The sequence below is a fragment of the Streptomyces sp. NPDC096323 genome (assembly GCF_040302845.1).
Taxonomy (GTDB): domain Bacteria; phylum Actinomycetota; class Actinomycetes; order Streptomycetales; family Streptomycetaceae; genus Streptomyces.
In genome coordinates, this window is record NZ_JBEOSI010000003.1 from 595703 (window position 1) to 609833 (window position 14131).

Annotated in this window: 12 protein-coding genes and 1 pseudogene; 9 read left to right on the plus strand and 4 right to left on the minus strand. The window is 70.2% G+C overall.

Going from position 1 to position 14131, the window contains the following annotated elements; translation table 11 throughout:
* Nucleotides 1-5 precede the first annotated feature (5 nt).
* Complete coding sequence (locus ABTX18_RS10440; protein WP_352122316.1) at nt 6-821, plus strand: phosphotransferase; 816 nt, start codon at nt 6-8, stop codon at nt 819-821.
* Nucleotides 822-834: 13 nt separating this feature from the next.
* On the opposite strand, the gene ABTX18_RS10445 is transcribed toward ABTX18_RS10440, so the two are convergent.
* Together ABTX18_RS10445 and ABTX18_RS10450 are read right to left on the minus strand one after the other, a co-directional pair.
* The gene (locus ABTX18_RS10445; protein WP_352122317.1) at nt 835-1902 is read right to left on the minus strand and encodes a sensor histidine kinase; all 1068 of its coding nucleotides are present in this window, start codon (nt 1900-1902) and stop codon (nt 835-837) included.
* A complete protein-coding gene (locus tag ABTX18_RS10450; RefSeq protein ID WP_352122318.1) occupies nt 1895-2584 on the minus strand; it encodes a response regulator transcription factor in 690 nt (229 codons plus the stop codon). Before ABTX18_RS10450 ends, ABTX18_RS10445 begins: the two co-directional genes overlap by 8 nt.
* Before the next feature lie 186 nt (nt 2585-2770).
* Between ABTX18_RS10450 and ABTX18_RS10455 the strand changes: the two genes are divergently transcribed.
* The 5 genes from ABTX18_RS10455 to ABTX18_RS10475 all read left to right on the plus strand — a co-directional run bounded on the left by ABTX18_RS10455 (nt 2771) and on the right by ABTX18_RS10475 (nt 6734).
* Nucleotides 2771-3784 carry an endonuclease/exonuclease/phosphatase family protein gene (locus ABTX18_RS10455; protein WP_503061124.1) on the plus strand — a complete coding sequence of 338 codons (1014 nt, stop codon included), beginning with the start codon at nt 2771-2773 and terminating at the stop codon, nt 3782-3784.
* Between the two features lie 103 nt (nt 3785-3887).
* Nucleotides 3888-4931: an NAD(P)/FAD-dependent oxidoreductase gene (locus tag ABTX18_RS10460; protein WP_352122320.1), complete on the plus strand. Its 1044-nt coding sequence runs from the start codon at nt 3888-3890 to the stop codon at nt 4929-4931.
* Nucleotides 4928-5560 (plus strand): SAM-dependent methyltransferase, encoded by a 633-nt coding sequence (locus ABTX18_RS10465; protein WP_352122321.1) that lies wholly within the window; start codon nt 4928-4930, stop codon nt 5558-5560. Before ABTX18_RS10460 ends, ABTX18_RS10465 begins: the two co-directional genes overlap by 4 nt.
* A 172-nt stretch (nt 5561-5732) precedes the next feature.
* On the plus strand, nt 5733-6026 hold the full coding sequence (locus tag ABTX18_RS10470) for a DUF1330 domain-containing protein (RefSeq protein ID WP_352122322.1): 294 nt from the start codon (nt 5733-5735) through the stop codon (nt 6024-6026).
* A 150-nt stretch (nt 6027-6176) separates the two neighbouring features.
* Nucleotides 6177-6734 (plus strand): DinB family protein, encoded by a 558-nt coding sequence (locus ABTX18_RS10475; RefSeq protein WP_352122323.1) that lies wholly within the window; start codon nt 6177-6179, stop codon nt 6732-6734.
* Between the two features lie 117 nt (nt 6735-6851).
* On the opposite strand, the gene ABTX18_RS10480 is transcribed toward ABTX18_RS10475, so the two are convergent.
* On the minus strand, nt 6852-7466 hold the full coding sequence (locus ABTX18_RS10480) for a YceI family protein (RefSeq protein ID WP_352122324.1): 615 nt from the start codon (nt 7464-7466) through the stop codon (nt 6852-6854).
* A 648-nt stretch (nt 7467-8114) separates the two neighbouring features.
* On the opposite strand from ABTX18_RS10480, the gene ABTX18_RS10485 reads away from it, so the two are divergent.
* Nucleotides 8115-8624: a hypothetical protein gene (locus ABTX18_RS10485; protein ID WP_352122485.1), complete on the plus strand. Its 510-nt coding sequence runs from the start codon at nt 8115-8117 to the stop codon at nt 8622-8624.
* 62 nt (nt 8625-8686) lie between these two features.
* On the opposite strand, the gene ABTX18_RS10490 is transcribed toward ABTX18_RS10485, so the two are convergent.
* Nucleotides 8687-9916 carry a glycoside hydrolase family 64 protein gene (locus ABTX18_RS10490; protein ID WP_352122325.1) on the minus strand — a complete coding sequence of 410 codons (1230 nt, stop codon included), beginning with the start codon at nt 9914-9916 and terminating at the stop codon, nt 8687-8689.
* A gap of 381 nt (nt 9917-10297) precedes the next feature.
* On the opposite strand from ABTX18_RS10490, the gene ABTX18_RS10495 reads away from it, so the two are divergent.
* Complete coding sequence (locus tag ABTX18_RS10495; RefSeq protein ID WP_352122326.1) at nt 10298-11524, plus strand: RNA-guided endonuclease InsQ/TnpB family protein; 1227 nt, start codon at nt 10298-10300, stop codon at nt 11522-11524.
* An 11-nt stretch (nt 11525-11535) separates the two neighbouring features.
* A pseudogene (locus ABTX18_RS10500) lies at nt 11536-14112 on the plus strand (NPCBM/NEW2 domain-containing protein); the annotation flags it as partial.
* Nucleotides 14113-14131: the final 19 nt, after the last annotated feature.

A 14131-nucleotide genomic window follows, 5' to 3' on the forward strand; every position in this document is an offset into this window, starting at 1 on the left:
TCGGCATGACGGCTGAGGGCGAGACGGGTGAGGGCGAAGCCCTGGCCGGGGGCATGGAGAACGCGGGCGCGGTCTTCCGTCGCGGCTCGCTGGTGGAGCGCCCGGCGCCGCGCACCGCGCGCGCCCTCCACGCCCATCTCCGCGCGCTCGGGGAGCGCGGGTTCCACGCGGCTCCGATGCCGGTCGCCCTCACCTCGGACGGCCGCGAGCAGCTGACCTTCATTCCCGGGGACGTCGCTCTGCCGCCGTTTCCGCCGTGGGTGATGACCGAGCCCGCATTGAGATCGGTGGGGAGCCTGCTGCGGCGCCTGCACGATGCGGGCGCCGCCGTGGCGGTTGACACGTCCGTCGAGTGGCCCCGTGCCCTGGCCGATCCGGCAGGGGGAACGGTGCTGTGCCACAACGATGTGTGCCCGGACAACGTCGTCTTCCGCGACGGCCGGGCCGCGGCCCTGATCGATTTCGACTTGGCGGCCCCCGGCCGCGCGGTGTGGGACGTCGCCATGACCGCCCGCTACTGGGTGCCCATGCTCGATCCCGCGTCCGCGGCAGCCCTCTGTCCCGCAGGGCTGGACGCCCCGGCCCGACTGCGGATCCTCGCCGACAGCTACGGCCTCCCTCCCCAGGAGCGCGCTGAACTGCCCGGCGTCATCGAACAGGCCACCGCGTCCTGCCGGGCCTTCGTCGCCGCCCGAGTGGCCGACGGCGACCCGGTCTACACCAAGTCGCTGGCTGAACGCGGAGGCTGGGAGCGCTGGGACCGCGTGCAGGCCTGGCTGGTGGCTCACCGTGAGATGTTCCTGGGCGCCCTGCTGCGCTGAGAGGCAAAAGCGGCTAGACCGCCGCGGGCAGCTCCACCGTCACGCACAGCCCGCCGGTGTCGCGCGGGGTGAGGGTGAGTGTTCCGTCGTGGGCCCGGGTGATGGAGGCGACGATGGCCAGGCCGAGGCCGACCCCCGCGTGGCCGGTATGGACGCGCTCGGTGCCCCGCTGGAAGGGTTCGGTGAGGGTCGCGACCGCCTCGGGAGTGAGCTGGACACCGGTGTTCTCCACGGTGAGCACCACGGCGCCGGGCCGCACGGCGGTGTGGACCCGGACGTTGCCGCCTTCGGGCAGGTTGTGGACGATCGCGTTCTGTACGAGGTTGGTGGCCAGCTGGAGCAGCAGCGTTGGTGATCCGGCCGTGGGCGCGATGTCGCCGCTGGTTTCGAGGGTGACGCCGTGGCCCTCCGCGAGGGGCAGCAGCGTTTCGGTCGCCTCTTCCGCCATGAGCGACAGGTCGACGCGTTCCCGGGTGAAGGACCTCCGCTCGGCGCGGCTGAGCAGCAGCAGCGCCTCGGTGAGGTCGATGGCCCGGGTGTTGACGGTGTGGAGGCGCTCGATGAGTTCGCCCAGATCCTGATCGGGGTCGTTGCGGGCCACATCGAGCAGCGACTTCGAGATGGCCAGGGGGGTGCGCAGCTCGTGCGAGGCGTTGGCCGCGAACCGCTGCTGTTCGGCGACGTGCGCTTCGAGCCGTACGAGCATCGTGTCGAAGACGTCCGCGAGTTCACGGAACTCGTCCTGGCGGCCCGGCAGCTCGATCCGGTGGGAGAACGATCCGTTCGCGGCCATCCGGGCGGCGTGCGTGATGCGGGTCAGCGGGGCGAGCATGCGGCCGGCGAGGAACCACCCTCCCGCGAGACCGAACACCAGCAGGAACAGCATCGTCAGGGCCGCCATCGGAGCGAAGTCGCGCGCGACGGGCATGCTGTAGCCGGGCAGGAAGATGAGCCCGACGTGCTTGACGCGCGTCAGGAACAGCCAGCCGGCGATGAGCATCAGGGCGCCGGCCACCATGAGGAACCCGGCGTAGCTGAGGGTGAGTTTGAGGCGGACGTTCAGCCCGGGCTGCCTATCCACGGTCCCCGTCCCCGCCCGCGGACGCCGTATCGATGCGGTAGCCGACGCCGGGCACGGTGGCGATGATCCACGGTTCGCCGAGCCGCTTGCGCAGTGCCGAGACGGTGATGCGCACGGCGTTGGTGAACGGATCGGCGTTCTCGTCCCACGCCCGCTCCAGGAGTTCTTCCGCGCTGACGACACCCCCTTCGGCCGCGACGAGGACTTCGAGCACGGCGAACTGCTTCCGGGTCAGTGCGACATAGCGGCCGTCCCGGAAGACCTCCCTGCGGAACGGATCCACCCGCAGGCCCGCGATCTCCCGAACGGGAGGCCGGCTGTGGGCGCGCCTGCGGTCGAGGGCCCTGAGCCTGAGGGCGAGCTCCTTGAGGGCGAAGGGCTTCGTGAGGTAGTCGTCGGCGCCGAGCTCGAACCCGGACGCCTTGTCGTCGAGCCGGTCCGCCGCGGTGAGCATGAGGATCGGCATCCCGCTGCCCGATGCGACGATGCGCCGGGCGATCTCGTCGCCGGAGGGTCCGGGGATGTCCCGGTCGAGCACGGCGATGTCATACGCGTTGACCGCGAGCAGCTCCAGCGCGGTGTCGCCGTCACCGGCGATGTCGGCGGCGATCGCCTCCAGCCGCAGGCCGTCGCGGATGGCTTCGGCCAGATAGGGCTCGTCCTCGACGATCAAGACACGCATGCGCTCAGAATACGATTCGCCACATATCGCCGGTGTATCGAAAACCGCATACGTGACGACTACAGCGCCTTGCGTTGACTGGCACGGAGAAGCAGCGATGGACAGTGAGCGAGGCGGACGATGACGCAGGTGGACACGGCGGAGACCGGGCAGGGCGGCCCGGCGGGCACCGGTGCCCCTGCGGAGATGACCCGGACCGCCCGCATACGGCGGGCGGTCCGCGCCCTTTCCGGGCCGGGACCGTGGAAGCGCGGCCCGGTGCTCGCCGCGCTGGCGCTCGTACTGGGCCTGCTCATGCTGGCGCACGAGCAGATCCCCGGCCGAGGCGGCATCGGCAGTCTGGTGGAGACCTTCCTCCCGTGGTTCGTCCTGGGCGTCCTGGTGCTGCTCGCCGCCGCGCTGTGGCGCCGCTCCGCCTCCGCGGTGGTCGCGCTGCTGCTGCCGGCCGTGGTGTGGCTGAACCTCTTCGGCGGGCTGCTCGGCGACCGGTCCCGGTCGGGCGGCGACCTGACGGTGGTCAGCCACAACGTCGGCGCCGAAAACACCGACCCGGCAGGCACCGCCCGCGACCTGGTCGCCTCGGGCGCGGATGTGCTGGCCCTGGAGGAGATCGCCACGCGGGTGAGGGGCACGTACGAGAAGGAACTGGCGCAGGCGTACCCGCACCACACGGTGCTGGGCACGGTCGGGCTGTGGAGCAAGCTGCCGCTCTCGGACACCGGGCCGGTCGACATCCAGCAGGACGTCGGGCCGTTGGGGGCCACCAAGTCGGCCGCCGAGAAGCTGCCCGACACCCGGGCGCTGCGTGCCACGGTGGCCACCGACCAGGGTCCGCTCGCGGTGTACGTGGCCCACCTGGGGTCCGTCCGCGTCACGCCCCGCACCGGCTTCGGGACGGGCAACCGGGATCGCAACGCGAAGGCGCTCGCGGAAGCCGTCGCCGCCGAGAAGAACGAGCGGGTGATCCTTCTCGGCGACTTCAACGGCACCATGGACGACCGCGCGTTCGACGGCATCACCTCGCGGCTGCACTCGGCCCAGGACGAGGCCGGGGCCGGCTTCGGCTTCACCTGGCCGGCGACGTTCCCCGTGGCGCGGATCGATCACGTCCTGGTCCGGGGCGTGGAACCGAAGCGGGCATGGCTCCTGCCGGAGACCGGCAGCGACCACCTGCCGGTGGCGGCCGCCCTCGGCTGGTGACCTCCGCCCGGGCCCTGGGTGGTGCGAGTTTGCTGCTTCGGCAAGGATCTTTGCCGAATCCGGGCCGGGGGCGCACCATCTCCCGTAGATGGAGGTGTTTCGCATGAGCGACATGACGCAGACGTACGACGTGGTGGTCACCGGCGGCGGGGCCGCGGGGCTGAGCGGGGCGCTGGCCCTGGCGCGGGCCCGGCGTTCCGTGCTGGTGATCGACGCGGGCAGCCCGCGCAACGCACCCGCGTCCCATGTGCACAACTACCTGGGCCGCGAGGGCACCCCGCCCTCGGAGCTGCTGGCCGGCGGGCGCAAGGAGGCGGCTCAGTACGGGGCCGAGATCGTCGAGGGCGAGGTCACGGCGGCCGAGCGGCTGCCGGGTGGGGCCGGGTTCCGGGTCGTACGGGCGGACGGGGTCGCCGTCACCGCGCGTCGCCTCCTCGTGACGACCGGGCTCGTCGATGAACTGCCGCCCATCCCCGGCCTGGCCGAGCGCTGGGGGCACGACGTGCTGCACTGCCCGTACTGCCACGGGTGGGAGGTACGGGACACGGCGATCGGCATCGTGGCGCTGACACCGATGGCCGTGCACCAGGCGTTGCTCTGGCGGCAGTGGAGCGCCGACGTCACCCTCTTCCTCCACGACGGGCCCGAGCCGGGCGACGAGGAGTACGAGCAGCTCGCGGCGCGGGGCATCGCCGTCGTCGACGGGGAGGTGGCCGGGCTCGAGGTGAGCGGCGACCGGCTGACCGGGGTGCGGCTGGCAGGCGGCCGGGTCGTTCCGCGCGAGGCCGTCGTGGTCCAGCCGCGGTTCACGGCCCGCTCCGGGGTGCTCGACGGCCTCGGTCTGCGCGCCACCCCGCTGGAGATGGGCGGCCACACTCTCGGCACGTACATCGCGGCCGACCCGACCGGGGCGACGGAGGTGCCGGGCGTGTGGGTGGCCGGTAACGTCGCCAGTCTGATGGAGCAGGTCATCGGTTCCGCCGCGGCGGGGCTGAAGGCCGGTGGCGCCATCAACGCGGACCTCGTCGCCGAGGACACCCGCCGCGCGGTCGAGGCCCGCCGCGCACCCTTCTCGGCGGAGGCCGAGCGCGAGGTCTGCGAGAAGACCCTCGGAAACCGCTCGCACGGACTGCAGGAGACACGATGACCAACGACAGCACCGCCGCGTCCGACGCCGAACTCTGGGACGAGCGCTACCGTGAGAGCCGGCGCATCTGGAGCGGAAAGCCCAACGCCCCACTCGTCCGCGAGGTGGAGGGCCTGAAGCCGGGGCGCGCCCTGGACCTCGGGTGCGGTGAGGGGGCCGACGCGGTGTGGCTGGCCCGCGAGGGCTGGCAGGTCACCGCCACCGACATCTCGCGCGTCGCCCTGGAGCGGGCCGCGGAGCACGGCGCGGAGGCGGGGGTCGCCGACCGCATCGACTGGCAGTTCCACGACCTCGGGGACTCCTTCCCCGAGGGGGAGTACGACCTGGTCTCCGCGCAGTTCCTGCACTCCATGGGCGACCTGCCGCGCGAGCAGATCCTGCGCCGCGCCGCCGCCGCGGTCGCCCCCGGCGGCATCCTCCTGATCGTCGGCCACGCCGGTTTCCCGGCATGGGAGCACAATCACGCGGACATGGAGCTCCCCACCCCGGACGAGGTGCTCGCCTCCCTCGAGCTTCCCGAGGGCGAGTGGGACGTCCTGGTCAGCGAGGAGCACGAACGCATCCAGAACGACCCTGACGGGAACCCCACCACCCGTACGGACAACACCCTGAAGGTGCGGCGGCGTTGAGGGAGCGGGTGCGGTGAGGTGAGTGCCTTCGCTGGGAAGCGGGGGCACTCACTTGTGTTCGCCGGGCCTGACCGGCGCGTGCTCTGCATCACCCTGGTGACCTGTCACTGGGTACGATCGCCCTGAATGGCGAATCGACGTCGGATGTGCTCTCACGAACCCCGGAGGTTCCGTGGCCAAGGGTTACTGGGTCAGTGTGTACCGCACCATTTCAGACCCCGACAAGCTGGCTGCCTACAACGAACTGGCCGGTCCGGCCGTCCGGGCCGGGGGCGGGCGGACCCTCGTCCGTGGCGGCCGGGTCGCCGCATACGACGCCGGAATCGCCGAGCGCACTGTCCTGGTCGAGTTCGACAGCTTCGAACAGGCCGTCGCGGCCCGCGAGAGTGAGGCCTACCAGGAGGCGCTGGCCGCTCTCTCCGACGGCGTCGAGCGCGACTTCCGCATCGTCGAAGGCCTTGAGTGACCCTGCGGGTCAACACCCCTCGCCCGCGCGCACGGGCCTGCCGCCGAACCCCCTTGCGTACCAGTCCCGTTCAGGTCGGGAACTGACCTATATGCCTTCTAGTTTGTTCCTTGTCCAGCGCACCAGGAACGACCACCGAAGGCAGAGATCATGACCGTCAACGAGGCGACCATCCACGACGTCCCCGAGTCCCCGGCCCTCACCGGCGAGCGCGCCGATCTGCTGGAGACGCTGGCCAAGCACCGGCACTTCCTCCGCTTCACCACCCGTGATCTCACCGATGAGCAGGCCGGGCTGCGCACGACGGCGAGCGCGCTGTGTCTGGGCGGTCTCATCAAGCACGTCACCAGCGTCGAACGGAGCTGGGCGGGCTTCATCGTCCATGGCCCGTCGTCCATGCCGGACTTCACGGCGATGACCGAGGCCGACTTTGCGCGGCGGGCCGACGAATTCAAGATGCTGCCCGGCGAGACGCTGGCCGGCGTGCTGGCCGACCACGCGGAGGTGGCCCGCCGGACCGACGAGCTGGTCGCCACCCTGCCCGACCTGGACGCCACCCAGCCGCTGCCGAAGGCCCCGTGGTTCGAGGGCGACGTGCACTGGTCGGCGCGCCGGGTGCTGATGCACATCATGACGGAGACCGCCCAGCACGCGGGCCACGCCGACATCATCCGGGAATCGATCGACGGCGCGAAGACCATGGGCTGACGTCGGCCCGGGGGGCTGCTCTGCAGAACCACGGCATCGCGACGTAAACGCCGAGCGCCCGCCGTCCTCCCCGGAAGGGGCGGAAGGCGGGCGCTCGGTTCTGCGGTGCCCCGGGGATCAGGCCTGCGGTGCGGCGGCCTTGATCGCGGAGATGTCGAAGTTCAGCTTGACCTTGTCGCTGACCATGACACCGCCGGTCTCCAGCGCCGCGTTCCACGTCAGGCCCCAGTCGGAGCGCAGGATGTCCGCGGTGCCCTCGAAGCCGACTCGCTCGTTGCCGTACACATCGGTCGCGGAGCCGTTGAACTCCAGGTCGATGGCGAGCGGGCGGGTGACGTCCTTGATGGTGAGGTCGCCGGTGACGCGGTACTTGTCGCCGCCGAGCTGCTCCGCGGCCGTCGAGCGGAACGTCATGAGGGGGAACTTCTCGGCGTCGAAGAAGTCGCCGCTGACCAGGTGACCGTCGCGGTCGGCGATGCCGGTGTCCACGCTGGCGATCTTGACGTCGATCGACGCGGCGGAGTTCGCCGGGTCGGCGCCGTCCAGCTTCAGGCTGCCCTCGTGCTCACCGAAGGAGCCGCGCACATTGGTGACCATCGCGTGACGGACGGTGAACCCGATGCTGCTGTGGGCCGGGTCGATCGCGTAGTCGCCGGTGAGGGCGGCCAGGGCCGGGTCGACGGCGACGGTGGTGGCGGGGGCGTCGTTGTTCTTGCGGTTGAACAGAGCCATGGCTCCTCCTCGGGGACGTGATCGAGCGGGGCTCGAGTGTTTGTTTAACCTTCAACGAGATTGACTGTAGACCCATCTTGTTCAAAGTTCAACATCTAGCTCCCGACTGTTACGGGCCGAGGTGCGGGCGCTCCGCGTTGCGGAGGCGCCCATGTCCGGCGGGTGGGGTCCGGGGGTCCTCCGGGGCGTCTCCTCGGACGACGAACGCTCCGCGGGTACACGAGGGACCCGGGTCGATGTTCGTCGTCCCGCGGGGACTCCCCTGCACGCCCCCGGACCCGGCCGTCTCGCGTCTGCGACAGTCGTCTCCGCCGGCGTACACACGCAAGACGGCCGGGTGGGGGCGTGCAGGGGAGTCCCCGCAGGAAATGGCGTACGACCCGGGTCCCTCTCGGACCCGGGTGAACACGCCATTTCTGAGGAGACGCCCCGGAGGGACCCCACCCCCACCCACCGGCGTGGCGCACCCGCGCAACACGGGGCACCCGCACCACATCAAGCCCGTCCGGCGATTGAGGACAAAGACCCGCGCCCCGGACCGGGGCAACGACCGGCGCCCGACGCCCACTGGCGGACGCGCGTAGAACTCGGGCACTATCTCCTTGCCCACCTTGTCATGCACAGGAGGAGTCCCTCGTGAATGTCCGTATGACGCTGCGCCCCGCCCTCACCGCCCTCGCCCTCGTCCTCGGCGTCCTCTTCGCCCCCGGAATCGGTGTCGTCACCGGTACGACGGACGCCTACGCCGTCACCAAGCTCACCCACAGCCAGGCGACCGCCCGATTCAGCTCGTCCGGCATCACCTGGTCGTCGTCCGGCGGCTGCTCCAACCGCAACATCTCCACCTGCACCTCGTTCGAGCAGCTCAACCTGGCGACCGCCCAGGGGGCGCAGACCCTCAAGAGCGCCACGGGCTGCGCGCTCAACATCACCGGCGGCACCGAGACCGGGCACGCCAGCGGCACGTACTCGCACTGGAACGGGTACAAGCTCGACTTCGCCAAGACCACCTGTCTCACCAACTACGTCCACAGCGCGTTCAGCTACATCGGCCTGCGCGGCGACGGCGCGCCCCAGTACAAGTCCGGCTCCGGCAACATCTACGCGGACGAGGGCAACCACTGGGACGTGACGTACTACAACTGCGGCGGCTGCTGAGCCGGTGAGCGCGTGTGCCCCTGCCCGGCGGGGCAGGGGCACACGCGACGACGGCAGACGGCTCAGGACCCCACGGTCACCGTGAAGCGCCTCGGGTTGCCGTCGTTGGCGGCGCCCGAGACGTCGGGCTGACCGTCGGGGCGTACGTCGTCGTAGGGGAAGGCGTAGCCGATCGGGCTGTTGGCGTGGACGATGCGCGACCAGTGATTGGTCACCGCGCCCTTGTAGTAGTCGGCCACCGTGGCGCCGCCCGGCTGGTCGGGGTGGCTGAGCATGATCGAGCGGTTGAAGCCGGCCGCGAGCCGGGCCAGCAGGGCCTTCTTGTCGTCGGAGTCCGCCGGGTTGTTGGTGAACGGCCCGTGGTTGCAGGTGAAGATGTCCTTGGAGGCGGGCTTGGTGAAGGTGTGCCCGCCGTTGAACGTCAGGGTGTCGCCGCTGACCCGTCCGGTGAAGACGCCGCGTCCGCCCTGGAGGTCGATCCGCAGATCGGTCGAGCGGTACTTCTGCCAGACCTCGTCGACCTGCGCGGTGAACAGGTCGCGGAACGGCATCTGATCCGGCCGGTCGAAGAAGGGGGCCATCAGGTTCTGCGGCGAGATGACCCGCAGCACGCTGCCGTCCGAGCCCCGTGTGACCAGCTTGTCCCACGGCTGGCCGTCGGCGGCGGCCTGCGCGGTGAGGCCGTCGGCGATCCGCTGTACGGCTCCGTCGGGGAGCGGCGCCACCGTGTGCGTCGCGTCGCCCTCCAGCTTCAGGCCGATGGGCAGCGCCGTCACCAGGTCGACGTAGCTGATGTTCGCGTACAGCTGCTGCGGGTTGAAGGTGAACTCGCAGAACGACCAGGTGCGCCCGTAGTTCGCGTCCGCGGACGTGGCGAAGGCCGGCTCGACCAGGGCCGGGCCCGGGTTGAGGTAGAAGTCCAGGGTGTTGTCGCGGACGAAGTAGACCCGGGCCCCGTACATCTGCGGGAGCGTGAGGACGACCGGGGCGCCGCCCGCCGGGTTCAGCGGGATCGCGCAGTCGACCGGCAGGGGGGTCTGCGGCGCGGCGGGGGAGTCGGGCCGGTAGACGCCACCGCCGGGGCGCAGCAGGACCCAGCGGTCGGTTCCCTGTTCGTGGCCGGTGACGTAGGCGTTGACCCGGCCGGGCAGGGAGCGGTTCTCCAGGGCCAGTTCGCAGGTCGCGGCGGACGCCGACGCGCTCGGGCTCAGCGCGCTGCCCCAGAGGGGGTAGGTGAGCGCGGTCGCGGAGGCGGCGACGCCGCCGGTGAGGAACATTCTGCGCGAAATCATGAGGCGACTCCGGGTGTGTGGGGGCCGCGGACGGGGTGGTCGTGCAGGGGGGGCGTCCGCGGTGCGCCCCACTCTCCCGAGGGCGTGGACGGCCGTCAAGACTTGTGACTGAGAGCGCTCTCAAAAGAAGGAAGTCTTCACAACTCGGCGCAGGTGGCCGGTATTTGGCAGGTTGACGGCGAACTTGCCGAGACAGGGATATCAGGAACTGAACGCGGCGGGTGCGTGACCCGCGCACACGGACTTGGACCTACGCGGCACGGTTGCTCGACCGGAGTGGCCATTGGAGCCGTACGTCGTTGACGGGGTCCTCGACATGGTGATTAATGGCTCATATGTTCCAATGTACGGTTATAGGTCGACCGTCGTACGGTGTTTGGCATGCAGCTTCGGTACACCTTCCGTGTGTACCCGAACGGTCCTCAGCGCGCAGGGTTGGCGAGGGCGTTCGGGTGCGCCCGGGTGGTGTTCAACGATGCTCTGCGTGTCCGCAAGGACGCCTATGAGCAGGGGTTGCCGTTCCCGAAGTCCGGGGAATTGTCGAAGCAGGTCATCACCGAGGCGAAGAAGACTTCGGCCCGTGGCTGGCTGGGTGAGGTGTCGGCGGTGGTGCTGCAGCAGTCGTTGCGGGATCTGGACACGGCGTTCACGAACTTCTTCGCGTCGCTGAAGGGCACCCGCAAGGGGCCGAGGGTCGCGGAGCCGCGGTTCAAGTCCCGTAAGGACAGCCGTCAGTCGGTCCGCTTCACGAAGAACGCCCGGTGGAAGATCACGCCGGGCGGGGAACTCGTGTTGCCGAAGATCGGTGCGGTGCGGGTGAAGTGGTCACGCGCCCTGCCCTCGGTCCCCTCCACGGTGACAGTGATCAAGGACGCAGCCGGACGTTACTTCGCCTCCTTCGTCGTCGAGACCGAACCCGAGACCCTGCCCGCTGTGGATCCGATGGTCGGTATCGATCTCGGACTGGGGCACTTCGCGGTGCTGTCGGACGGGACGAAGATCAGCAGCCCTCGGTTTCTGCGGCGGGCGGAGAAGAAGCTGAAGCGGGAGCAGCGGAGTCTGTCCCGCAAGGTCAAGGGGTCGAGGAACCGGGAGAAGGCGCGGGTGAAGGTGGCCCGTGCTCATGCGCAGGTGGCTGATGCGCGGCGTGAGTTCCACCACCAGCTGTCCACACGGATCATCCGCGAGAACCAAGCGGTGGCTGTGGAGGACCTGGCGGTGAACGGACTCGCCCGCACACGCCTCGCCAAATCCGTACACGACGCGGGCTGGGCGTCGTTCCTCTCGATGCTGGAGTATAAGGCCGCCCTCTACGGGCGGCCTTTCATCCGCATCGGGCGCTTCGAGCCGACCAGCCAGGTGTGCTCCGTCTGCGGTACCAAGGACGGCCCCAAACCCCTGCATGTCCGTGTCTGGCAGTGCCAGGGGTGCGGAGCCGTTCTGGACCGGGACATCAACGCGGCGGTCAACGTTGCACTGGCCGCCGGACTGGCGGTATCAGCCTGTCGAGCGCAGGTAGGACCGGGATCCCTGATCCCGGCACAGCGCGAAGAAGCAGGAACCCACCGAGACGGCCAACCCGCCGTGGCAGGAGCCCTCGCCCTGTAGGGCGAGACGGAAGTCAATACGTCGACCAGCGCCGCGACATCAACAGCGGTGACCTGGCCAAGCGCTTCCAGCAACTGCGGGACGAGACGAACAGCAACCTCAGCATGCTGTACATCGACGTCTACTACACGCACGGCTGGATCGCCGACAAGACCCTTCAGTCCCTCCAGGCGCAGGGCTGGAACGTCTCCAGCGAATGGGCCGACAAGTTCGAGCGCGGCTCGCTCTGGTCGCACTGGGCCAACGACCTCGACTACGGCGGCGCGACGAACAAGGGCCTCAACTCGCGGATCATCCGGTTCATCCGCAACGGCGAGAAGGACGTCTGGAACAACGACCCGGTCCTCGGCCAGAGCGCCATCGACGAGTTCGAGGGATGGACGGGCGAGACCGACTGGAACGCCTTCTACGACAACATCTGGCAGCGCAACCTGCCCGCCAAGTACCTCCAGCAGCAGAAGATCACCCGCTGGGACGGCAACGACATCACGTTCACCGGCGGGGTGAGCGGCACCGTCGAGGACGGGAAGCGGACCTTCTACGACCACGGCCGCAAGGTGCTCAGCGGCACCGACTACCTGCTCCCGTGGGACGGCGGCAAGAAGCTGTACCACTACAGCGAATCCGGTGGTACGAGCAGCTGGGCCGTGCCCTCCACGGGCCCGTACACCGTCTACGAGCTCACCGACAACGGCCGGGTGAAGACCGGGACCGTGCGTCCCGTGGACGGGAGGATCACGCTGAAGGCGCAGGCCGGGCAGCCGTACGTCCTCTACCCGGTCAAGGCGCCGAAGGCCGCCGACGTGAAGTGGGGCGAGGGCACCCTCGTCGACGACCCCGGCTTCAACGACAGCAAGCTGTCCGCCTGGTCGAAGACCGGCACCGCCACCCGCGACACCGACGGCCAGGGCCGCAACAGCGCGAAGCTCTCGGGGACCCCCGCCGCCGAGCTCTCCCAGCGCATCGACGCACTGAAGCCCGGCACGCGCTACACCGCCTCCGCCCTCATCGAGGTCCAGCCCGGGAAGACCCGGCACACCACGCTGTCGGCCGGCGGGAAGTCCGTCACCGTGGACCGCTCCACCGCCAAGGACTACGTCGCCGCGTCCGACTGGCACGGCACGTACTTCCAGCGCGCGAAGGTCAACTTCACCGCCCCGGCCGACGGGCGCACCACTCTGCGCATCCAGGCCGCCGGAGGCAGCGCGGCGACCGTGCGCGCCGATGACGTACGCCTCGTCGCCAATGCCCCGGCGAGGCGGGAGAACACCGTCGTCCACGAGGACTTCGAGAACGTCGACCAGGGCTGGGGGCCCTTCCTCAAGGGTGACACGGGCGGCTCCACCGACCCCCGCACCAGCGTCTCCCAGCTGCACGCCCCGTACACCCAGGCCGGCTGGAACGGAAAGCTGATCGACGACGTGCTCGGCGGCAAGGAGTCCCTCAAGGCGCACGAGGAGAACACCGGGCTCGTCTACCGGACCGCCCCCTGGACCGTCCCGATGACCGACGGCCACCGCTACAAGGTCGCGTACGACTACCAGTCCAGCCACGCCGGCGCCTACGAGTGGGTCGACGGCTATGACCGGATCACCGCGGAGGGTGCACCCGACTCGGTCGAGACCCGGACCACCGCGATCGGCGCCCAGCACACCACCGGTCACTTCACCGAGACCGTCACGGCGGGCTGCGGCGACACCTGGACCGGGCTGCGCAAGCGGGGCGACGCCCCCGACGGCGCCGACTTCGTCCTGGACGGTTTCACCGTGACCGACCTGGGCCCGGCCCCCGCAGGTGAGAAGGCCGCCTGCGGCACGCTCACGCTCGACCCGGCCGCCGAGACCCTGGAGCCGGGCACGGCCAACACCGTGAAGGCGAGCTTCACCAACTACGAGGCCACTGAGGCCGCCGGTGTCTCCGTGGGCCTCACGCTCCCCGAGGGCTGGGAGGCCGAGCCCGCGGGCGCCGTCACCTTCGACTCGGTCGCGGCCGGTGCGAAGGTCACCGCGAGCTGGCAGGTCACCCCGCCGGTGGACGCCGAGTACCGGACGTACCCGCTGAGTTCCGAGGCGTCCTACACGGTCGGCGGTGAGGGGCGCACGCTCGGTGCGCAGACCTCCGTACGGACCCTGCCGCCGCCGCCCACCACGGACAGCTGGGCCAGTGACCTGGACTGGACGGCTACGGAGAACGGCTGGGGGCCGGTCGAGCGTGACCTCTCCAACGGCGAGACCGGCACCGGCGACGGCACCGCGCTGACCATCGGCGGCACGGTGTACGCCAAGGGCCTCGGCAGCCACGCACCGGCGAGCATCCGCTACTACCTGGGCGGCAGGTGCACCTCGTTCACCGCCGAGGTGGGCGTGGACGACGTCCAGAAGAGCGCGGGCAGCGTGCAGTTCTCCGGCAGGGCCGACGGTACGGAGAAGGTGAAGTCGCCGGTCCTCAGGGCCGCCGACACCGCCTGGTCGCTGACGGCGGACGTCACCGGCGCGAAGTACGTCGAGCTGATCGCCGGTGACGGCGGCGACGGCAACGGCAACGACCACGCCGACTGGGGCAACGCCCGCTTCCACTGCGGAAGCTGAGCCCGGGGGCGGGCGGCTG

Bases quoted from the DNA above. Each gene is read 5' to 3' on its own strand.
- ABTX18_RS10440 (WP_352122316.1), top strand. From the start codon at position 6: ATGACGGCTGAGGGCGAGACGGGTGAGGGCGAAGCCCTGGCCGGGGGC.
- ABTX18_RS10450 (WP_352122318.1), bottom strand. From the start codon at position 2,584: ATGCGTGTCTTGATCGTCGAGGACGAGCCCTATCTGGCCGAAGCCATC.
- ABTX18_RS10455 (WP_503061124.1), top strand. From the start codon at position 2,771: ATGACCCGGACCGCCCGCATACGGCGGGCGGTCCGCGCCCTTTCCGGG.
- ABTX18_RS10460 (WP_352122320.1), top strand. From the start codon at position 3,888: ATGAGCGACATGACGCAGACGTACGACGTGGTGGTCACCGGCGGCGGG.
- ABTX18_RS10465 (WP_352122321.1), top strand. From the start codon at position 4,928: ATGACCAACGACAGCACCGCCGCGTCCGACGCCGAACTCTGGGACGAG.
- ABTX18_RS10475 (WP_352122323.1), top strand. From the start codon at position 6,177: ATGACCGTCAACGAGGCGACCATCCACGACGTCCCCGAGTCCCCGGCC.
- ABTX18_RS10480 (WP_352122324.1), bottom strand. From the start codon at position 7,466: ATGGCTCTGTTCAACCGCAAGAACAACGACGCCCCCGCCACCACCGTC.
- ABTX18_RS10485 (WP_352122485.1), top strand. From the start codon at position 8,115: ATGACGCTGCGCCCCGCCCTCACCGCCCTCGCCCTCGTCCTCGGCGTC.
- ABTX18_RS10490 (WP_352122325.1), bottom strand. From the start codon at position 9,916: ATGATTTCGCGCAGAATGTTCCTCACCGGCGGCGTCGCCGCCTCCGCG.
- ABTX18_RS10495 (WP_352122326.1), top strand. From the start codon at position 10,298: ATGCAGCTTCGGTACACCTTCCGTGTGTACCCGAACGGTCCTCAGCGC.